The sequence below is a fragment of the Snodgrassella sp. M0351 genome (assembly GCF_016100575.1).
Lineage (GTDB): Bacteria > Pseudomonadota > Gammaproteobacteria > Burkholderiales > Neisseriaceae > Snodgrassella > Snodgrassella alvi.
In genome coordinates this window covers 1-19,909 of the sequence record NZ_JACFSG010000005.1, presented here as the reverse complement: position 1 = coordinate 19,909, position 19,909 = coordinate 1, and the positions used below count along the sequence as shown (strand labels likewise).

The window sequence follows — 19,909 nt, the reverse complement described above, 5'->3', positions numbered from 1 at the left end:
TTACCGGACAATCATAGAAAACCCCATATCAGACCCGGACAGACATCTATCACTAATTATTGCAATTGAATTCTAAAAATGATTTTTAAGCAGGCTGACAGTAAAGTAAAAGACATAGAAATACTCCATCAGCTATTGCAACGGTCTGATCTAACGCAGCAGACACGTCAGCATATTGAACATCATCTGCGGTTAATCCGTTCGGGAATCAAAGGTGAAGCAGAATCTGCTTATCAGCTGCAGTTTCATTTTAGCAATCATTCCGAATGGGTAATTATTAATGATTTAAGATTAAAGTATCAGGGAAAAGTGGCACAAATTGACCATTTACTGATTAATCGTCATATGCAAATATTTGTATGTGAAAGTAAAAGAATAACTGGCAGCCTGATTATTAATGAGCAGGGTGAGTTTTCACGTATATATGAAGGTAATGAACAGGGAATGTCTTCTCCTCTTGAACAAAACCGACGTCATATCAGTCTGCTGAATAATTTATTACTTTCAGATAAAATTCAGCTGCCCAGCCGTTTTGGCAGAAAATTGCGTCCGTCATTATATAGCCTGATACTCGTTTCTAATGATGCCTGTATCCGGCGCCCCCGAAATCCAGTTTCTGGATTGGACAGCGTAATAAAAAATGAGCAATTGCAAACAAAAGTACAGCAGTTAAGCAAACCCGCGGGTATCTTAAGTTTTATCCGTACAGCACCAATTGCCAGTATACAAAAATTTGCCCGTCAGCTGGTGCAGTTGCATCAACCAGCACGATATGACTGGCCAAGTTATTTTGGTTTGAATAAGTCATCTGATCAATTGATAACTAAATCAGCTCATATAGCTCATCCACAAAATGAAAATTTGAGTTCAGCAACTTATTATTTTTGCTCCATGTGTCATAAAAATATTTCATCAGGCGTAGTTGATTATTGCCGGAATCATAAAAATATATTTGGCGGTAAAATATATTGTTATCAGTGTCAGCAAAAAATTAAACAACAATGAATAGTGATGATTTCAGTATGTTATTGAGAAGTTAGATACACTAAATATACTGGTTTAAAAGTAATGTATACCATGAACATTATTATTTTACTGAACAATTTTTTACATAAAATACTATTGGTAAAATTTTTCAGAAGTACCATATTCAAATATATATTAATGTAAGCTAATTGATTTATATAGCCAGTATATTATATATAGTGGTTATATATATTTTATGAGTATCCTTACCTATTTAATCAATATGATTATTATTTTTGAATTAAAATAATCAATTGAATTATTTAATAATTATTGAGAAACAACTGGAATCCAGACAATGAATATTACTGATATATCCAAACAGCGTTATACGACCAAACATTATGATAAAACAAAAAAAATTCCGGCAGAGCAATTGGCGCAACTATTTGAAGTTATCAGAAACAGCCCTTCATCAGTAAATTCACAGCCTTGGCATTTTTTTGTAGTGGATAATGACGATGCTCGTGCCAAAATCATGCCGGCAATTGTAGAAATGAATCATCCGCGGGTATCTGATTCATCACATACCTTAATATTCTGTGCTAAAACCCCCCTGGATGAGCAGCATTTACAGAATGTACTGGCTCAGGAAGAAAAGGATGGTCGTTTCGAAGAAGGTGAAATCAAGGAAATGATGGATAAAGGTCGCCATTTTTATGTTAATAAAAATAGCGCGACACCACATAGCCAGCTTGAGTGGGAAAGCAGACAGTTATATATTGTATTGGGGCAGTTATTATTTGCAGCAGCTGCTATTGGTATCGATTCAACAGCAATTGAAGGCTTTGATGATCAGAAAATGGATGAAATTCTTGGTCTGCAACAGCAGGGGTTGAAAAGCGTACTGGTAGTCAGTCTTGGCTATCGTGCCGCTAATGACAGTAATGCTACCCGGCCAAAATCACGCCTGCCTGAAGAGCAGATATTTACTCGCTTGTAATTATTAGTTCCAGACTATTACCGATTATCGGGCAAAACAATAAATATACTGATATCCGTATTTTATTGTTTTGCCTTCTAAGAAAATTGTACTTATGTGCTGAATTATATATTTGTCGGTAGCACCTTCGAATATAAGACTTAGCTAACCTTATAATTGATTTGATTTAGTTTAAAATGGGATCTATTCAGAAATAACGAGACAGCTAAATTCCTGATTACTAAATGATAACAACGAAGAGAAAACTTGCTGAATAATATTGTTTAATAACGCTGAAGCTTAAAGAAAATAATCATTTAATTTTTATCTTTTTCTTTTAAATTTCTGCGGAATAATAGTCAAAACTTTCGCTTGAATCTAAATGGTATATTTTGCATCAGCAGATAAAGTGTATTGTATTAACCAAGGTGATACTAATAGTTTACAGTTTCTAATTCTTACTCTGAATTTTGTTGATATTATTAATAATTAATACAGTTATCCTGTCTGGTTTAAGCATAATAAAATCATCTTTAAAATAAAAAATCATAGAATAAATTATCTTGAAAAATAAAATTTAATAAGACTGGTTTATATTCAGATAAATAACCGTTTATTCCAGCTAAACCGTATTTTCTATTCTTTCGAGCCAAAATTTTTTATCTTTAGATAGTTCAATTAGCATATCATCAGGAAATCATAAGCCAAGCTCTAATAAATATATCCCGCAATATCTTCATTTAAAAATATTACCTTTGCATAATATTTTATTTTACAATCTATTTAAGATTTTTGAAATTAAATTTATCGCCTTATTTATACTTTTAAAAGTATCTTAAATACTAAAACCATTTTCTGTATAAATATTCAGGCAGATAATTTATTTATACCCAGCTTAAAGTGCACAACACCTTGTTCACAGACAAAATAAGGTATTTTGATATCATGCTTTTCAGTTTGAATTTCTTGTAACCGCTGGCAGGCAAAACCAGCCCCTATTAATTTCGGTTGCCAGGATTGTAATGCTGAAAGTGTGGCATCGTAATAACCCCCGCCCTGTCCCAGACGATTACCTTTTTGATCAATTCCCAGCAACGGCACAATCAGAGTATGTAAATAGCGAGCCCGAATCCGCTGACCATGAAATTGAGGAATTAAACCGCGCTTTTGTTTTAAACCGTACTGAGCCATAAAACGAGCTGTAGCTTGCCTATGAGAGAGGATAGGGCAGGGAGTAAACCATAATTGTCGTTGTCTGGCTGCAATATAAGGCAAATAAACTGTTGCTCCGCGTTTCTGAGCAGTAATAATAAATGACCACAGTGATAATTCACTGCCTACTGCCCAGTATACGGCTATCCGTTTTTTACGTCGGATCAGAGGATAGAGTAGGCGGTTAATTCGGGTAGTAGCATGCTGACGTATATCATCCTTTAACTGCTGACGCTGCCGGCGTAAATAACTACGCTGTTGTCTTTTATCTGTATGTATCTGCATAATTTAGCCTGTTAATACTCAGGCAGGATACCGTAAAGCCGCATACTTGCCGTAACTGCTTTTTTTCTGTATCATCTGAGTGTTTTACCTCGGTAAAAATAAACAACGCTCGCACTGTACGCGAAAGGGTGCTCTGTTACAGAGTTCTATGCGTGGCAGTGTCAGGCTTTAACCCTTTTAAGGATAGATTATTATGTCACAAATTACTATGCGCCAGATGCTGGAAGCAGGCGTACACTTTGGTCATCAGACACGTTACTGGAATCCGAAAATGGCTGAGTACATTTTTGGTGCGCGTAACAAAATCCATATCATCAATCTGGAAAAAACCCTGCCGATGTTTGTAGAGGCTCAGGATGTAGTGCGTCGTCTGGCTGCCAATAAAGGAACTGTACTGTTCGTAGGTACTAAACGTCAGGCACGTGATATCGTTAAGGAAGAAGCTACCCGCGCCGGAGCTCCTTACGTTGATCATCGCTGGTTGGGCGGTATGCTGACTAACTACAAAACCGTAAAACAGTCTATTAAACGTCTGGAAGAAAAAACTGTTGCGCTGGAAAATGCTACTGAAGCCGGTTACGGTAAAAAAGAAGTATTGGAAATGCAGCGTGAAGTTGCTAAGCTGGAACGTTCTTTGGGCGGTATTAAAGATATGAAAGGCCTGCCTGATGCGATTTTCGTTATCGATACCGGTTATCAGAAAGGTACTTTGGTAGAGGCAGCTAAACTGGGTATTCCGGTTATCGCTGTGGTTGATACCAATAACAGCCCTGATGATGTTAAATATGTAATTCCGGGTAATGATGACTCAGCTAAGGCAATTCGTTTGTACTGCCGTGGTATTGCTGATGCCATTCTGGAAGGTAAAGCTCAGTCTTTACAGGAAGTGGTTCAGGCTGCTCAGGCCGCAGAAGAAAAACAGGCTGCAACTGCTGCTGAATAATTAGTTATCTCATATCTTTGTAAAAGAAGGGGACGTTAGTGCCCCTTTTTTTAAAACAATTTTTCAGCCTGATATCTGTTTGGCTGAGCATAATTAAGTTTAAGGAGTAAAACATGGCTGCAATTACTGCAAAAATGGTAGGTGATTTGCGTGCTGCTACCGGTTTGGGCATGATGGAATGCAAAAAAGCTTTGGTAGAAGCCGAAGGTAATATGGAAAAAGCCGAAGAAATTCTGCGCATTAAATCCGGAGCCAAAGCTGGTAAGCTGGCTGGCCGTACTGCAGCAGAAGGTGTAGTTGCTGAATACGTGGATGGCAAAGTAGGTGCAGTTGCTGAAATTAACTGTGAAACAGATTTCGTTGCCAAAGATGCCAGCTTTATGGCATTTGCTCAGGCTGTGGCTAAAGCTGTTGCCGTGCACAACCCTGCTACACTGGAAGCATTGGCTGAAGCCAAAACAGATGATGGCGTTACTGTTGAAGAAGCTCGTAAAGCTGTCATTGCTAAGCTGGGTGAAAATATCACTGTACGACGGTTTGAACGAATTGAAACTGATAACAGTTTAGTAACCTATATGCACGGTACCAAAATCGGTGTACTGGTAGAACACAAAGGTGGCGATGCACAAGCTATCCGTCAGGTAGCCATGCACATTGCTGCATCCAAACCACAATGCGTTTCTGCTGCTGAAGTGAACCCGGAAATTGTGGCAAAAGAACGCCACATTTATGAAGAGCAGGCTGCAGCTTCCGGCAAACCGGCAAATATCATTGAAAAAATGGTTGAAGGCCGGGTACAGAAATTCCTGGCTGAAGTAACTCTGCTGGGTCAGCAGTTCGTTATTAATCCTGACCAGACTGTGGAAAAATTCCTGAAAGAACAAAATGCTGAAGTAAGTCGTTTTGTTGCATTCCATGTTGGTGAAGGTATTGAGAAAAAAGAAGTGGATTATGCTGCTGAAGTAGCCGCTGCTTCTAAAGTATAAGGCTGTTTATGCCACGGGCACTCTGGATTCAGGCTCCTGAATCAGGGTGCTTTTTTTTGAGTTATCTGTTTACTCAGGTTGAGATAGCTGAAATAAAAGTTCCCATTTTTTTAAAATTTATCGATCGCTGTTAAACATCTAATAGCAAACTGACAGAAAGAATGATCATGACCAAACCAGCAAAATACAAACGTGTATTATTGAAATTATCCGGAGAGTCCCTGATGGGGCCGGATGCTTTTGGTATCAATCGCGATACTATTATGCAAATCACTGCACAGGTTAAAGAAGTGGTCGATATGGGTGTAGAAGTGGCTATTGTTATTGGCGGCGGTAACATCTTTCGCGGAATGGCGCAATCAGCCAAAGGCATGGAACGTGCTACTGCCGATTACATGGGCATGATGGCAACGGTGATGAATGCACTGGCTCTGAAAGAAGCATTTGAAAGTCAGCAGGTTAAAGCCAGAGTGCAGTCAGCACTAAGTATGCAGCAGGTAGCAGAAACTTATGCACGCCCGAAAGCCATCCAGTATCTGGAAGAAGGTAAGGTGGTGATTTTTGCGGCAGGAACCGGCAATCCGTTTTTTACTACAGATACCGCAGCAAGTTTGCGTGGAGTAGAAATGAATTGTGATATTATGTTAAAGGCAACCAATGTTGATGGGGTTTATACTGCTGATCCTAAAACCAATCCTGAAGCCAAACGTTATCAGCGAATTACTTTTGATGAGGCGATTAGCCAGAATCTAAAAGTAATGGATGCCACAGCATTTGCTTTATGTCGTGAACAGAAACTGAATATTGTGGTATTCGGCATCTTCAAACCGGGAGCACTTAAACGGGTTATCTGGGGTGAAGATGAAGGTACATTAGTCCATGTATAAACATCAGACTGCTTAACTAAACTTGTGGTGACGCGTATAACTGCGTTAGTATGCGCGTTTGCTATTTTCTGACAGCAAAAATTTGAGAAAATTGAAATAAATGCTGTCAGGCCAGACAGGAATATTCATGATTAACGAAATTCAACGCACTGCTGAAACCAAAATGCAGAAATCACTGGATGTATTGCGCGATAATCTGTCTAAAGTTCGTACAGGGCGCGCTCATACCGGTTTACTAGACCAGGTTGAGGTGGAATATTACGGAAGCATGGTGTCTGTTAGTCAGGTTGCCAGTGTAACCTTGCTGGATGCCCGCACCATCGGGGTGAAACCATATGAAAGTAAAATGGCTGCTGTTATCGAAAAGGCTATTCGTAACTCAAATCTTGGCCTGAATCCGGCTGCAATGGGTGATCTGATTCGCGTACCCATGCCAATGCTTACCGAAGAGCGACGTAAAGATCTGATTAAAGTAGTCCGTGGTGAAGCTGAAGATGGCCGAGTAGTCGTGCGTAATATACGACGTGATGCCAATAATGACCTCAAACGTCTGCATAAAGACAAAGAAATCAGTGAAGACGAAGTTCGTCGCGGTGAAGAAGGTATTCAGAAGCTTACTGATAAATACATTGCTGAAATTGATAAGATGCTGGCAACTAAAGAAGCCGATCTGATGGCAATCTGAACTATATAATTGCAGTAAAGGATGTATTTTGGTTACTAGTAGTACTCAGAGTGTGCCCGAACATACCGAAATCCCGAGGCATATTGCCGTTATTATGGATGGTAACGGACGTTGGGCTAAAAAACGTCTGATGCCACGGATTATGGGGCATAAAAAAGGGCTGGAAATGCTGGAAGAAATGACAGCAAACTGCGCACGTATGGGTGTGGAGTATCTGACAGTCTTTGCTTTTTCTACTGAAAACTGGCGTCGTCCTCTGGACGAAGTTAATTTTCTGATGGGGCTGTTTTTGCAGTCATTGCAAAAACGGGTACAAAAATTGCATAAAAATAATCTGCGTCTGCGTGTCATTGGTGATCGCAGCCGTTTTGCAGCAGAAATCGTACACGGGATTGAAGAAGCAGAAGCATTGACAGCAGCCAATACCGGGCTAACTCTGACTATAGCTGCTGATTATGGTGGTCGCTGGGATATTTTGCAGGCGGTTAATCAGGCTATTCAGGCCGGAGATACCAAACTGACTGAAACCAGCATCCTGCCATATCTGTCACTTGGTTATGCTCCAGAACCGGATTTATTTATCCGTACAGGCGGCGAAACCCGTATCAGTAATTTTCTTCTCTGGCAACTGGCTTATACCGAGTTATATTTTACGCCAGTTCTGTGGCCGGATTTTGATGAATCTCAGCTGGCTAATGCTGTACGTTCCTATCAGGAACGGGAGAGACGGTTTGGCAGAACCTCGGAGCAGTTGCCACTTACCCAACAGCGACTCTAAATTTATTTATGCTCAAACAACGTATTCTTACTGCTCTGGTTTTACTGCCCTTAATGATAGGTATGTTGTTCGGGGCTAACAACAGTATATGGGCTGCATTTAGCGGTCTGATTGCCTTACTGGCTTTATGGGAATATGCCCGTATTGCCCATTTCACTAACATACAGAATGCCCTCTATCTGCTGGTCAGCGCAGTAGGCGGCGGATGTCTTTATTTTTATTATCAGCAGACGGCATTACCACTCTGGGCACAGATAATGGTTTTGCTGTTCTGGCTAATTATCGTACCAGTCTGGTTAAAATTTAAATGGAAGATCAGAGCCAACTTGTTTGGTGTCATGATTGGCTGGCTATTAATGGTGCCTTTCTGGCAGGCATTAATTTCCTTGCGGCCGGATACTAAAGCTGCTGGTGCTCTTTTATCGATCATGGCGTTAGTGTGGATTGCCGATATTGCTGCCTATTTTGTCGGAAGGGCTGTGGGTAAACGTAAACTAGCTCCAACTATCAGTCCGAATAAAAGCTGGGAAGGTGCTATTGGTGCGGTTATTTGCGTTGCTATCTATACAATTATCCTGCAACAGCAAGGCCGGTTACCCTTTATTCTGCCTTGGTGGCAAACCTTGTGTCTGGCTTTTGTTCTGACTGCAGTCAGTATCTGCGGTGATTTGCTGGAAAGCTGGTTAAAGCGTGCCGGTGGTGTAAAAGACAGCAGCCAGCTTTTACCCGGACATGGTGGTGTCTTTGATCGGGTAGATTCCCTGATTGCTGTATTGAGTGTTTATGCCGCCTTGATAGCCTGTTTTAGTGTAAAGTGATTTTTTGATGAGTGGTTATAATCCTACTTCTATAACTATTCTGGGAGCGACTGGCAGCATTGGTCAGAGTACTCTTGATGTTATTGGGCGCCATCCTGAACGGTTTTCTGTTTTTGCGTTAACCGCACACCAGAAAATTGATCGTCTGACAGAACTGTGTATTCGTTATCATCCAGTTTACGCTGTGGTTGCTACCGCTGCGCAGGCGGATGTTCTGCGAGTACAATTGCAGACTGCTGCTGTTACTACAGAGGTTTTATTCGGAGAGCAGGCCCTGTGTGATGTTGCACAGGATAGTGAAACTGATGCTGTCATGGCTGCTATTGTCGGTGCCGCCGGCTTAAGACCTACGTTAGCAGCAGCGAAAGCCGGTAAGACTATTTATCTGGCAAATAAAGAAACCCTGGTAGTCGCTGGTGCCTTATTTATGCAGACTGTTCAGCAGTACGGTGCACGGCTGTTACCTGTAGATAGTGAGCATAATGCTATTTTTCAGGCATTACCTGATAATTATCAGGGAAATTTGGAGCAGGCTGGCGTAGCATCGCTGGTTTTAACGGCATCAGGTGGCCCTTTTCTGCACACTGCACTGACAGATTTTGCGGCTATTACCCCTGAGGCTGCAATACGCCATCCAAACTGGCAGATGGGTCGCAAAATTTCTGTTGATTCAGCTAGTATGATGAATAAGGGCCTTGAGTTAATTGAGGCTCACTGGTTATTTAATGCTGCTGCTGAACAGCTGGAAGTGATTATTCATCCGCAAAGCGTGATACACAGCATGGTTCGTTACCGGGATGGTTCTGTACTGGCTCAAATGGGTAAACCGGATATGCGTATTCCGATTGCACATTGTCTGGGCTTACCAGACAGAATTGATTCAGGGGTTGAACAGCTGGATTTTACCAGTTTAAGTGGTTTACACTTTTTGGCACCGGATTTCATACGTTTTCCATGCTTGAAACTGGCTTACGATGTATTACACAGCAATCATCCGGCCAGTTCATGTGTGCTGAATGCAGCTAATGAAGTTGCCGTAGCTGCCTTTCTGGACAGAAACATTCAGTTTGTTGATATAGCGTCAGTAGTTGATAACTGTCTGCAATATTTTAGCGGGCAAACTGCGTCTTCTATAGAAGAACTCTTGCAACTTGATACACGGGTGCGTAGTGTAGCAAGTGCATGGATAGCTGGCCGGTCTGCCGGATGAGAACAGGATAAACCATGTTATTAACCATATTTGCTTTTATTGTAGCAATTTTACTGCTGGTAAGTTTGCACGAATTAGGCCATCTGGTTGTGGCTCGCTGGTGTGGTGTTAAAGTACTGCGTTTTAGTATTGGTTTTGGTAAACCATTTTTTTGTTTAAAACGCGGCAATATCGAATGGTGTCTGGCACCCATCCCTCTCGGGGGTTATGTCAAAATGGTTGATACCCGTGAAGGAGATGTCAGTGAAGCTGATTTACCTTATGCTTTTGATAAGCAGCATCCTCTTAAACGTATTGCAATCGTTATTGCCGGCCCGTTGACCAACCTGATATTAGCAGTACTGCTGTATGCAGCAAGTTTCAGTATAGGCGGTATTACTCAAATTCGCCCTTGGGTGGGTATGGTTGAGCCAGCTACAGTAGCTGCTGATGCAGGTTTTCAGCAAGGCGACCGTATCAATAGCGTTAACGGACAGGCTGTCACAGACTGGACGGATGCTCAGGCTAAAATTATGCTTAATCTGGATAGCGGCAAAGTTCAGGTTGATGTTATCAATGCAGCCGGACAACCGCAGCAGCGGCAACTGAATATTGCCGGTACCGATGCTGCTGCTAATGTTGCCAAAACTGGATATCTGGGTATTGCACCTTTCAAAGTTATTAATCAGATAGGTATGGTTATACCGGATAGTGTCGCAGCTAAAGCTGGTCTGCGTACAGGTGATATCTTATTGACCATTAACGGACGCAAACTTACTGGCTGGCAGGATTGGGTAGACAGTATCCGGGCCAGTGCCGGTGCAAAACTTGACATTAGTTATCAGCGAAGCGGACAGATTCTGCAAACTAGCCTGCGACCGGAATCAGTGCTTGAAAAGGGAGCAATAATTGGTCAGGTTGGTGTAGGTGCCATGCGTGATAAAACATGGGATGCCCAGATTCGCCAGCATTATCAGCCCGGTTTTTTTGAATCTGCACGATTGGCTATGCAACGCACGTGGGATTACATTACACTTACTCTTTCCATGTTTGCCAAATTACTTACTGGTCAGGCGTCACTGCATTATCTTTCCGGTCCATTGACTATTGCAGATGTGGCTGGCAAAACTGCTGCTATGGGCTGGCAAAGTTATACAGAATTTCTGGCTCTGGTCAGCGTAAGTCTTGGCGTACTCAATTTATTACCCGTTCCCGTATTAGACGGGGGGCATTTACTGTATTATGCCATCGAGTGGATTCGTGGCAGACCCCTGAGTTTGCGTATACAGGAAATGGGGTTGCGTTTTGGTATTGCTGCCATGTTAATGTTAATGCTGGTGGCTTTCTTCAATGATATTACCCGTTTGTTTGGATGAATGATGAAATTAAAACAGATTACTGTCAGTTTAATGGCTCTGGGCCTGTCTTCACTGGCTTTAGCAGTAGAACCGTTTACCATAAAAGACATTCGGGTAGAGGGTTTACAGCGTACAGCTCCCACAACTGTTTTCAGTTACCTTCCGGTTAAAATCGGTGATACTTTTACCGATACGGAGGGTGAAGAGATTATCAAAAAACTGTATGCGACAGGTTTTTTTGATGATGTACGGGTTGAAACCATGGGTAATCAGGTCCTGTTAACTGTAGTGGAACGGCCAATTATCAGCAGCTTTGATGTTACTGGCGGTAAATCCATCAATAATAATGATATTAAGAAAAACCTGAGTGGTTTTGGTCTGGGGCAATCACGCGTATTTAATCCGGCTACATTGGAGCAGGCAATAATAGGTTTGCAGGATGCCTATCGCCAGCGTGGTAAAAATGCGGTAAAAATTACTCCCAAGGTTACCAGACTGGAACGTAATCGTGTTGCACTTGAGCTGAAAATAGATGAAGGTGCAACGACAACCATCAAATCAATTAATTTTAGTGGTAATAAACACTATTCTGCCCATACTTTGCGTAAACAGATGTCATTAAGCCAGAAAAGCTGGACAAGCTGGTTAACCAGAGATGATCGTTATTCAGATACCCAGTTACAGCAGGATCTGGATAAAATCAATAATTATTATCAGGATCATGGGTATCTGAATTTCCGTATTGCTGATGTTAAAGTAAACAGCAGTGAAGATAAAACTGCTCAGATGATTAACATCACAGTAAATGAAGGCGAACGCTATCGCTGGGGTAATGTAACTGTTGGCGGTGATACCCGTGAAGTACCAGCAGAATCATTACAGCAACTGGTTAAAATCAAACCGGGAAGATGGTATAACCGCTCACAGATGATTAATATTATCAGAGCCATTCAGGACAAAATGGGTAGCTCAGGTTATGCTTTCTGTCAGGTAGATGTTCGTTCTGTAACTAATGAGAATACACATGTTGTCGATTTTGTACTGAATGTTGTTCCTGATCGTAAAGTCTATGTTAATCAGATCAATATTACAGGTAACAACAAAACCCGTGATGAGGTACTACGGCGAGAATTGCGGCAAATGGAACGCGCTCCCTATGATGTATCGAAAATTAACCGTTCCAAAGAGCGTGTTCAGCAATTAGGCTATTTTGATAATGCTCAGGTAGATGTTAAGCCTGTAGCAGGTACACCAGATCAGGTTGATCTGGATATGAGTGTCAAAGAGAGATCAACCGGTTCTATTAATGTTGGTGCCGGTTGGGCGCAGGATGACGGTTTGCTGCTGTCAGCAGGTATTGCACAGGATAATTTGTTTGGTACTGGTAAATCGGCCAGTCTGCAACTATCCCGCTCCAAGGTTAATCAGGTTGCGGCTCTTTCCTTTACTGATCCGTATTTCACTCCTGATGGTGTCAGTCTGGGATATAACCTGTACTATCGTGGTTATAACCCCAGCAAATCAGACAGTAACTCAATGGACTATAAAACCACGACCATTGGCGCAGCAATGACCATGGGCGTACCGATTACCGAGTATGACCGGGTTAATTTCAGTCTTGGTGCAGAGCATCTGGCCGTTAACTTATATGGCGAATATGCGCCGCAGCGTTATGCTGAATTTGTTCAGAAATATGGTAAAGATAACTGGATATTAAAAGGTACTGTGGGCTGGGGTCGTAATACTACAGACAGTTCATTATGGCCTACTCGCGGCTACATAATGAATGCTAATATTAACAGTGGTTTACCTGGCGGTGATTTACAATATTACAGCATTAGTCATGACCAGCGCTGGTATTTCCCGATAAATAAAAACTTTACCCTTATGCTATACGGACAGCTTGGTTATGCGGACGGCTATGGAAAAACCAAGGATTTGCCATTTATGTATGCTTTTAATGGCGGTGGTTTAGGTTCAGTACGGGGTTATGAGTCTGGTACACTTGGTCCGAAATACTTTAACCGATACAGTGACGGTTCATATAGTAGTGATTCCAGCAGCTATGGTGGTAATTACATTGCTACTGCAACTGCAGAACTGTTGTTCCCGTTTCCGGGAATTAAAGATCAGCATACTGTCCGCCTCAGCATGTTTGCAGATGCCGGTAGTGTGTGGGATAACAAAACTTATAACTATTATGATGAAAAAAATCCTTATGGCGGCTCCAAAACACATAAATCAAGTATTGGTAACGAAGTACGCTATTCTGCTGGTTTAGCTGTTACCTGGTTGTCACCTATGGGACCACTGAAATTCAGTTATGCTTATCCAATTCATAAGAAATCGGAAGATCAGATACAACGCTTCCAGTTCCAGTTGGGAACTACGTTCTAATCGCAGCTAGATAAGGACAAATTTATGTTTAAAAAAATTGTTTTAACATTTGCTGCTGTGCTTTCCTGCTCTTTTGCATGGGCAGAAAGTATACAAAAGCTCGGCTTTATTGATACCAGCCGTGTTTATCAGCAATCTGTTCAGGCTCAGTCTATTCAGAAAGATCTTGATAAAGAATTTGCGCCGTTGCAGAAAAAACTGCAAGTCATGCAAGCTGAAGGGCTGAAATTAAAAGAAGCAATTGAATCAGGGAAAGTTCCGGCGGCCGAACGAGAAGCAAAAATAAAACAAATGCTGCAAATGGATGAACAATATAAAGAAGCAGCTGCAAAACTGGCAGAAGATTACAACCTGCGTCGTAATGAAGAGTTTGCCTCACTTCAGCAAAATGCCAATAAAGTTATTATCGAAATGGCACGAAAAGAGGGTTATGACCTTATCATTCAGGATGCCATATTTGTCAACAGTAAATTTGACATTACTGATGCCGTTATCAAAGCATTAAACGCACAAAAACAGTAGGCAGAATTATATGGCTGTAAACCCAATAACCGCAGCCGCTTTAGTTGAACAGCTGGGCGGACAATTGCGTGGCAGTGATGTCATTGTTACCAGAATTACTTCATTACAACAGGCTCAAGCAAACGATATCAGCTTTCTCAGTAATCCACGTTTGCGTGCAGAAGCATTGGCCAGTAAGGCCGGGGTACTGATTGTTACCGAAAAATCTGCTGAAGTTTTAACTAATCGTACACTGATAGTTACTGATGATCCTTATCTTTACTTTGCTCAAGTTGCCCGTTTGTTTCATCCTCGCATTCAGGCTAAAGCATTTATCCATCCCAGTGCAGTAGTTGCACCATCTGCAAAAATTGCAGCCAGTTGCGAAATTGGTGCTCATGTTGTTATTGGTGAGCGCTGTATCATTGGTGAAAACACACGCATTCTGGCTGGCGCTGTTATTGAAGATGATTGTACGGTGGGTAGTGATTGTGTTATTCATGCTAATGTAACCATTTATCATGGTTGTATACTGGGTAACCGGGTAGAACTGCATTCGGGATGTGTTATTGGTGCTGATGGGTTCGGTTTTGCATGGGACAAACAGAAAAATGAATGGTTTAAAATTGTTCAGACCGGTTGCGTAATTCTTGGCGATGATGTCGAAATTGGAGCCAACACTACAATTGATCGCGGAGCAATTGAAAACACCATCATAGAAAATGATGCCAAAATTGATAATCAGGTGATGATTGGCCATAACGGCAAAATCGGTGCTCATGTAGCTATTGTAGCCTGTACAGGCATTGCCGGTAGTACAGAAGTTGGCGCTTATTCAGTTATCGGCGGTGCAGCAATGATTGGTGGTCATTTACACATTCCGCCGAAAACAACTATTGGTGCCGCTACAGCTGTCAGTCACAGCATTAAGGAAAGCGGATACTATGCTTCTATTTTTCCGTTACAAAAGCATAGTGACTGGGTAAAAAATGCTGCCCATATTCGTCATTTACATGAAATGAACCAAAAAATAAAAGCCTTGGAACATCAATTAGCCGAATTAAACGGCAATTCATCAAACCAACAGGATTAAAGCAATGGATTGGTCTTTACCTTTAGATATTCGTACCCTGCAGAAATTATTACCTCATCGTTATCCGTTTTTACTGATTGATCGTGTTATCGCTTACGACAGTGAAGCCATGACTTTGAGTGCAATTAAAAATGTCACAGCTAATGAACCCTTTTTTCTTGGTCATTTTCCTGATTTTCCGGTTATGCCTGGTGTGTTGATTATTGAAGCTATGGCACAGGCATGTGGAACACTGGCTATTTTAAGTCATGGCGGTCGTGACGATGATGAAATTTATTTTTTTGTAGGCATCGATAATGCCCGTTTCAAGCGTCAGGTTGTCCCCGGCGATCAGCTGAAATTCGAAGTTAAATTATTGGCAAACAAACGTGATATCGGTAAATTCAAGGCTGTTGCTTTAGTAGATAATCAGGTTGCGGCAGAAGCTGAAATCATGTGTGCCAAACGCAAGGTAGAAAAATAAAAAATACATCACTAAAAATATTAATCATCTATGATTAAACTAGTCGTTAACCACGACAGCAGGAAATATACATGACGCAGATTCATCCCACAGCCATTATTGATCCCAAAGCAGAACTCGATAGTAGCGTATCTGTGGGAGCCTATACCATAATCGGTGCAAACGTGCAGATTGGAGCCGATACCTATATCGGACCGCATGTTGTTATTGACGGGCACACTACTATTGGTGAAGGCAATCGAATTTTTCAGTTTGCTTCACTGGGAGCAATCCCGCAAGATAAAAAATACCATGGGGAACCAACAAGACTTATTATTGGTAACCATAACACCATCCGTGAATTTACCACCTTCAATACGGGTACCGTTACCGGCATTGGTGAAACTCGTATAGGTGATGATAACTGGATAATGGCTTATGTTCATTTGGCTCATGACTGTGTTGTCGGCAATCATACAGTTTTTGCCAACAATGCATCGCTTGCAGGACACGTTGTTATCGGCGACTATGTAATACTGGGCGGCTTCTCACTTGTACATCAATTTTGTCAAATTGGCGATTATGCTATGACAGCTTTTGCTGCCGGTGTGCATAAAGATGTGCCCCCGTATGTTATGGCTGCTGGTTATCGTGCCGAGCCAGCCGGACTTAACACTGAAGGTTTACGCCGGCACCAATTTACATCAGAACAAATTGCCAACATCAAACGTCTGTATAAAATTCTTTACCGCCAGGGATTGGCTTATGCTGATGCTAAAGCCAGAATTATTGCTGAAGCAGATTCAGCACCTGAGTTACATGTGTTTAAAGAATTTTTTGCACAATCAACGCGTGGTATTATTCGTTAGTTCAGGCGCAATACAACAGGTAGATAATCAACAATTAATCTACCTGTTTTACATTTAAAGATAGAAATCCAGATACAGATATTTAATAGATGGATTATTTAATAATCTAGAAAATTTTTACATGAAATTTACTACATAACAATATCTAAATTTTATAAGTTATTTTAATAAGTGCCTCAGAAAAATCTGCTGAATAATAAACTCTGTTATTCCATAACTCTGGAAAGCAATATTGATATATTGCTTTTATTAATACTTATATCGTAAAAATTTCATTATAAATATAAAAGGGAGAATCAATCGTTTGATTGGTTATAAAAATATTTTCTTGAAATATTTGACATTATCAGTTCAGCTCTTTTCTAAAGGCAAATAAAGAAAGAAAAAGGCGGCGTAAAAGACTAAGTAAAAAATGACATCATGTATATTTTATTAGTACCTATATTATCGAGTATATAAATAGTCTCCACTCAGTAATATGATATTACTTCTTTCATATCCCACTAGAAATAATATACGCAACTATATTTATATCAGTAATTATGAATAATTATTTAATATGCGCAAACGGATACAAAAATAGTTTAGGTATTTAATTATGATATCAAATTTTATTGTAGTATTATTTAATTAAATGTATTGAAATAAAAATAATCTATTAAAAAATGGACTTTCCTCGATAGAAAGTCCATTTAATAGAATTATATTGAGATATTTAATTTACGATTTATCTTCCGTAACAAAGCCAACTTTTACCAAACCTGCATCCCGAGCAGCGGCTAATACCTGAGCAACATGATCATAAGCAACGTGTTTATCAGCAGCTATCGCCAGTACTAGTTCTGGATCTGCCTGAGCCTTTAGATGTAAATCATTTTTTAGTTGAGTTAGGGAAAGTGTTTGTTCGCCTAATTTATATTGCCCGTCAGCACCAATCGATAAGCGTAATGGAGATTTTGGTTCTGTTTGCTCCGTAGGATTAGCGGTGGTAGGTAAAGTTAACGGGATAGAATGAGTTAATACTGGCATCGTAATCATAAAGACAATCAAGAGTACCAGCATTACATCAACCAGCGGCGTTACATTAATATCAGCTGATTCATGTACCTCATCATCACTGAAATGACCGAATGCCATCACTATTCCTCATTATTTAATAATTGTGCATGTAAATCATGAGCAAAACCATCAAGATCACGACTTAAATTTTTCTTGCTGCGTACCAGACCATTGTAAAATAGTAAAGCCGGAATCGCTGCAAATAAACCTATGGCGGTAGAAATTAATGCCTCACCTATAGGACCAGCTACAGCAGCAATACTCATCTGTCCGCTATGGCCAATATTAATTAAAGCATGATAAATACCCCATACAGTACCAAATAATCCGATAAATGGAGCACTTGAACTTATTGATGCCAATACAGTCAGTCCACTCTCATAGTGGCGCATAATCTGTTCCATACTATTACGAATCTGACTGGTAAGGTAGCGGTTAAAGGGCATGGCCGCAGCCAAAGAATGATTAGCTTTATCATGATAAAGCTTACTTGCGTGTAATGCATCACGAGTCAGTAAAGCCACCGGTGAATGGTTTTCAGCCAGTTCATGTTGCAATTGAACCAGATTCTCAGCTGTCTCAAAGCAATTTAAAGCTATACGATTATCCCGTCTTGCGCACCATAAACTCCAGCACCGAACCAAAGCAATAATCCAGGTCATAATGCTCATCAAGACAAGAATAGCCAGAACCGTCAGTAAAATCCAGCCACTCTGGGCATAGATTGAAGCAATATTACCATCCATAAGAATAATTACCTTCAAAGTTAATAATGATTTAACCAAATCATTTAAAATACAAAAATTACATTACTTATCGTTATTTTTTATCAATCTGATATTTTGAATCTTATATTAAACTGATAGTTATAAGAGATTGGAATACCACCGCGCGTAGCTGGTTTAAAACGATATTTCAGTATTGCCTGCTTAGCAGCCCGGTCAAGACGGCTATAGCCACTACTTTTACTTATAGTGACATTAAGTGCTTTTCCGTCTGCACCTACATAAACCTTTATACCCACCACACCTTCTTCCCCATTACTCCGAGAGTCATACGGATAATCCGGGTTTAATGCAGCCAGATAACCTCCCTGATATTCTTTTGGCACAACTAAGCTACCAGCAGACTGATCACTGCTGTTTTTACCATTTGCAGATTTGGAATCTGATTTTCCGCCAGTATTTGCAGAAGTAGCATCTGGAACATTGTTGCTAGGTGCAGGCGCTATTGGCGATGATTTTGCTACTGCAGGTATCAGCTTCGGTTCATCCTCTTTGGGTGGCGTAACTTTAAATTGACTTTGTACTTTGCTAGTTGCTACAGGTTTTATCAGAGTTTTTTCAGGTAGCACTTTTCTTGGCGGTGTTTTTACCGTCTGTTTATGCACAACATGCTGTTGAGATTCGGGTTGTTGAGGAACATCGTCAGCAATCTTGCCAGCCATATCCGAGCTTATGCCTAAATCAACAAAATTCAGTGCTTGTATATTATTATCAACTTTAATCTGCTGTTCATTAAATGCTATTGTCCAAAATAAAATAGCATGCACGCCCAGCACTAGAATAACAATTAAAAAATTGACTTTGCGTTGGTTTTCCATATCGTTGCATGATAATAGAAACCATTATTATTTGCAATATAACTTAACACTAAAACATAAGACTGCGTTAATCAGTCAGATTGAGCAATTTATAAGCTTGTTAAAGTGTAAACAGATCGTATTTAAAGCTTTAATACACCTATATACAATTATCAAAACAATATAATTATGACTTGATTCTATACTTAATATTTAAAAACAAAATATAAGATCAATTAAAATAGAAAATTATCTGATTATCGGAATTAATTTAGAACTATTAATTAAAGGTAACAGAAAAACCGCTTTATCTTTATATATATATCTGTATCTGTATCTCTAAATTCGGCTGATACTATTCTGACAAAATCAAAATATAAAAAACAGCAACAGACTAAAGTTAGAAAAATAGCTATAGGACACATCTATATAGTATAGAGTTCATAAAGTACAAGATAAAAGTTAAATTAATTATTTAATTGATATATTTTAACAACAAAAAAGTTTACTGAAGCTCTACATAGAAACAATAGCCTTAAATATATCTAAATTAAATTTGGTTTAATCAATAAAACCAGAGTCGAAGTAGTCTACAATAATTTAAAGTGAGCATATAAAAGTGCCAAATACAAATATATAAGAAGAGTCATCAAGTCATAAGTAAAAGGAAATAGAGGATATAAATGAGTCAACATCCCTATCGGCAGATAGCGGAGTCAAATAAAACAGCAAAAGCTGAGTCAAAGGAGCCAAAAATAAACACAGGAAAAACAGTTGAATGAAGAGAAAGTCAAAAATAAATGCAGGCAGGAGTTGACAGGGGATTTGTGGAGGCGTATAGTTCGCCTTCTTCGCTGATGACGCGACACGAAACAAA

The 19,909-nt window shown here is 40.1% G+C and carries 20 protein-coding genes; 15 read left to right on the top strand and 5 right to left on the bottom strand.

Annotation, left to right across the window (positions count from 1 at the left end):
- The first annotated feature begins 78 nt into the window (after positions 1 to 78).
- Entirely contained in the window at positions 79 to 1,005 is a 927-nt protein-coding gene (locus H3V01_RS10365; RefSeq protein WP_198186740.1) for a nuclease-related domain-containing protein, read from the top strand.
- Between the two features lie 319 nt (positions 1,006 to 1,324).
- Positions 1,325 to 1,969 carry an oxygen-insensitive NAD(P)H nitroreductase gene (gene nfsB, locus H3V01_RS10360; RefSeq protein ID WP_198186739.1) on the top strand — a complete coding sequence of 215 codons (645 nt, stop codon included), beginning with the start codon at positions 1,325 to 1,327 and terminating at the stop codon, positions 1,967 to 1,969.
- An 846-nt stretch (positions 1,970 to 2,815) separates the two neighbouring features.
- Here the strand turns inward: nfsB and H3V01_RS10355 are convergent.
- Complete coding sequence (locus H3V01_RS10355) at positions 2,816 to 3,445, bottom strand: 5-formyltetrahydrofolate cyclo-ligase (protein ID WP_198186738.1); 630 nt, start codon at positions 3,443 to 3,445, stop codon at positions 2,816 to 2,818.
- A 193-nt stretch (positions 3,446 to 3,638) separates the two neighbouring features.
- On the opposite strand from H3V01_RS10355, the gene rpsB reads away from it, so the two are divergent.
- The 13 genes from rpsB (at position 3,639) to lpxA (ending at position 16,391) form a co-directional block, all read left to right on the top strand.
- The gene (gene rpsB / locus H3V01_RS10350; RefSeq protein ID WP_025329694.1) at positions 3,639 to 4,388 is read left to right on the top strand and encodes a 30S ribosomal protein S2; all 750 of its coding nucleotides are present in this window, start codon (positions 3,639 to 3,641) and stop codon (positions 4,386 to 4,388) included.
- A 113-nt stretch (positions 4,389 to 4,501) separates the two neighbouring features.
- Complete coding sequence (gene tsf, locus H3V01_RS10345; RefSeq protein WP_078474547.1) at positions 4,502 to 5,374, top strand: translation elongation factor Ts; 873 nt, start codon at positions 4,502 to 4,504, stop codon at positions 5,372 to 5,374.
- 167 nt (positions 5,375 to 5,541) lie between these two features.
- Complete coding sequence (gene pyrH / locus H3V01_RS10340) at positions 5,542 to 6,261, top strand: UMP kinase (RefSeq protein WP_198186737.1); 720 nt, start codon at positions 5,542 to 5,544, stop codon at positions 6,259 to 6,261.
- Between the two features lie 127 nt (positions 6,262 to 6,388).
- Positions 6,389 to 6,946 carry a ribosome recycling factor gene (gene frr, locus H3V01_RS10335; RefSeq protein ID WP_025329697.1) on the top strand — a complete coding sequence of 186 codons (558 nt, stop codon included), beginning with the start codon at positions 6,389 to 6,391 and terminating at the stop codon, positions 6,944 to 6,946.
- 28 nt (positions 6,947 to 6,974) lie between these two features.
- Positions 6,975 to 7,724 carry an isoprenyl transferase gene (locus tag H3V01_RS10330; protein WP_143555308.1) on the top strand — a complete coding sequence of 250 codons (750 nt, stop codon included), beginning with the start codon at positions 6,975 to 6,977 and terminating at the stop codon, positions 7,722 to 7,724.
- 8 nt (positions 7,725 to 7,732) lie between these two features.
- A complete protein-coding gene (locus H3V01_RS10325) occupies positions 7,733 to 8,542 on the top strand; it encodes a phosphatidate cytidylyltransferase (RefSeq protein WP_096766026.1) in 810 nt (269 codons plus the stop codon).
- 7 nt (positions 8,543 to 8,549) lie between these two features.
- Positions 8,550 to 9,752 carry a 1-deoxy-D-xylulose-5-phosphate reductoisomerase gene (gene ispC, locus H3V01_RS10320; RefSeq protein WP_096766027.1) on the top strand — a complete coding sequence of 401 codons (1,203 nt, stop codon included), beginning with the start codon at positions 8,550 to 8,552 and terminating at the stop codon, positions 9,750 to 9,752.
- 14 nt (positions 9,753 to 9,766) lie between these two features.
- Positions 9,767 to 11,107 carry an RIP metalloprotease RseP gene (gene rseP / locus H3V01_RS10315; RefSeq protein ID WP_198186736.1) on the top strand — a complete coding sequence of 447 codons (1,341 nt, stop codon included), beginning with the start codon at positions 9,767 to 9,769 and terminating at the stop codon, positions 11,105 to 11,107.
- Between the two features lie 3 nt (positions 11,108 to 11,110).
- Positions 11,111 to 13,486 carry an outer membrane protein assembly factor BamA gene (bamA, locus tag H3V01_RS10310; RefSeq protein WP_025329702.1) on the top strand — a complete coding sequence of 792 codons (2,376 nt, stop codon included), beginning with the start codon at positions 11,111 to 11,113 and terminating at the stop codon, positions 13,484 to 13,486.
- Positions 13,487 to 13,510: 24 nt separating this feature from the next.
- Positions 13,511 to 14,008, top strand: coding sequence for an OmpH family outer membrane protein (locus H3V01_RS10305; protein ID WP_025329703.1), 498 nt, complete (start codon positions 13,511 to 13,513; stop codon positions 14,006 to 14,008).
- 10 nt (positions 14,009 to 14,018) lie between these two features.
- Entirely contained in the window at positions 14,019 to 15,080 is a 1,062-nt protein-coding gene (lpxD, locus tag H3V01_RS10300) for a UDP-3-O-(3-hydroxymyristoyl)glucosamine N-acyltransferase (RefSeq protein WP_096766029.1), read from the top strand.
- A 4-nt stretch (positions 15,081 to 15,084) separates the two neighbouring features.
- Positions 15,085 to 15,543, top strand: coding sequence for a 3-hydroxyacyl-ACP dehydratase FabZ (gene fabZ, locus H3V01_RS10295; RefSeq protein ID WP_025329705.1), 459 nt, complete (start codon positions 15,085 to 15,087; stop codon positions 15,541 to 15,543).
- A 71-nt stretch (positions 15,544 to 15,614) separates the two neighbouring features.
- Positions 15,615 to 16,391: an acyl-ACP--UDP-N-acetylglucosamine O-acyltransferase gene (gene lpxA, locus H3V01_RS10290; RefSeq protein WP_198186735.1), complete on the top strand. Its 777-nt coding sequence runs from the start codon at positions 15,615 to 15,617 to the stop codon at positions 16,389 to 16,391.
- A 720-nt stretch (positions 16,392 to 17,111) separates the two neighbouring features.
- Here the strand turns inward: lpxA and H3V01_RS10285 are convergent.
- From H3V01_RS10285 to H3V01_RS11100, 4 genes are all read right to left on the bottom strand, one after another.
- Complete coding sequence (locus tag H3V01_RS10285) at positions 17,112 to 17,528, bottom strand: ExbD/TolR family protein (RefSeq protein ID WP_025329707.1); 417 nt, start codon at positions 17,526 to 17,528, stop codon at positions 17,112 to 17,114.
- 2 nt (positions 17,529 to 17,530) lie between these two features.
- Positions 17,531 to 18,196 (bottom strand): MotA/TolQ/ExbB proton channel family protein, encoded by a 666-nt coding sequence (locus H3V01_RS10280; RefSeq protein WP_084563932.1) that lies wholly within the window; start codon positions 18,194 to 18,196, stop codon positions 17,531 to 17,533.
- A gap of 83 nt (positions 18,197 to 18,279) precedes the next feature.
- Positions 18,280 to 19,053, bottom strand: coding sequence for an energy transducer TonB (locus H3V01_RS10275; RefSeq protein WP_084563929.1), 774 nt, complete (start codon positions 19,051 to 19,053; stop codon positions 18,280 to 18,282).
- Positions 19,054 to 19,686: 633 nt separating this feature from the next.
- Positions 19,687 to 19,909: hypothetical protein (locus H3V01_RS11100; protein ID WP_232332682.1), on the bottom strand; the 223-nt coding region annotated here is incomplete at its 5' end.

What these genes read in the sequence shown, in the direction of transcription:
- H3V01_RS10365 (WP_198186740.1), top strand. Translation starts at nt 79, where the DNA reads ATGATTTTTAAGCAGGCTGACAGTAAAGTAAAAGACATAGAAATACTC.
- nfsB (WP_198186739.1), top strand. Translation starts at nt 1,325, where the DNA reads ATGAATATTACTGATATATCCAAACAGCGTTATACGACCAAACATTAT.
- H3V01_RS10355 (WP_198186738.1), bottom strand. Translation starts at nt 3,445, where the DNA reads ATGCAGATACATACAGATAAAAGACAACAGCGTAGTTATTTACGCCGG.
- rpsB (WP_025329694.1), top strand. Translation starts at nt 3,639, where the DNA reads ATGTCACAAATTACTATGCGCCAGATGCTGGAAGCAGGCGTACACTTT.
- tsf (WP_078474547.1), top strand. Translation starts at nt 4,502, where the DNA reads ATGGCTGCAATTACTGCAAAAATGGTAGGTGATTTGCGTGCTGCTACC.
- pyrH (WP_198186737.1), top strand. Translation starts at nt 5,542, where the DNA reads ATGACCAAACCAGCAAAATACAAACGTGTATTATTGAAATTATCCGGA.
- frr (WP_025329697.1), top strand. Translation starts at nt 6,389, where the DNA reads ATGATTAACGAAATTCAACGCACTGCTGAAACCAAAATGCAGAAATCA.
- H3V01_RS10325 (WP_096766026.1), top strand. Translation starts at nt 7,733, where the DNA reads ATGCTCAAACAACGTATTCTTACTGCTCTGGTTTTACTGCCCTTAATG.
- ispC (WP_096766027.1), top strand. Translation starts at nt 8,550, where the DNA reads ATGAGTGGTTATAATCCTACTTCTATAACTATTCTGGGAGCGACTGGC.
- rseP (WP_198186736.1), top strand. Translation starts at nt 9,767, where the DNA reads ATGTTATTAACCATATTTGCTTTTATTGTAGCAATTTTACTGCTGGTA.
- bamA (WP_025329702.1), top strand. Translation starts at nt 11,111, where the DNA reads ATGAAATTAAAACAGATTACTGTCAGTTTAATGGCTCTGGGCCTGTCT.
- H3V01_RS10305 (WP_025329703.1), top strand. Translation starts at nt 13,511, where the DNA reads ATGTTTAAAAAAATTGTTTTAACATTTGCTGCTGTGCTTTCCTGCTCT.
- lpxD (WP_096766029.1), top strand. Translation starts at nt 14,019, where the DNA reads ATGGCTGTAAACCCAATAACCGCAGCCGCTTTAGTTGAACAGCTGGGC.
- fabZ (WP_025329705.1), top strand. Translation starts at nt 15,085, where the DNA reads ATGGATTGGTCTTTACCTTTAGATATTCGTACCCTGCAGAAATTATTA.
- lpxA (WP_198186735.1), top strand. Translation starts at nt 15,615, where the DNA reads ATGACGCAGATTCATCCCACAGCCATTATTGATCCCAAAGCAGAACTC.
- H3V01_RS10285 (WP_025329707.1), bottom strand. Translation starts at nt 17,528, where the DNA reads ATGGCATTCGGTCATTTCAGTGATGATGAGGTACATGAATCAGCTGAT.
- H3V01_RS10280 (WP_084563932.1), bottom strand. Translation starts at nt 18,196, where the DNA reads ATGGATGGTAATATTGCTTCAATCTATGCCCAGAGTGGCTGGATTTTA.
- H3V01_RS10275 (WP_084563929.1), bottom strand. Translation starts at nt 19,053, where the DNA reads ATGGAAAACCAACGCAAAGTCAATTTTTTAATTGTTATTCTAGTGCTG.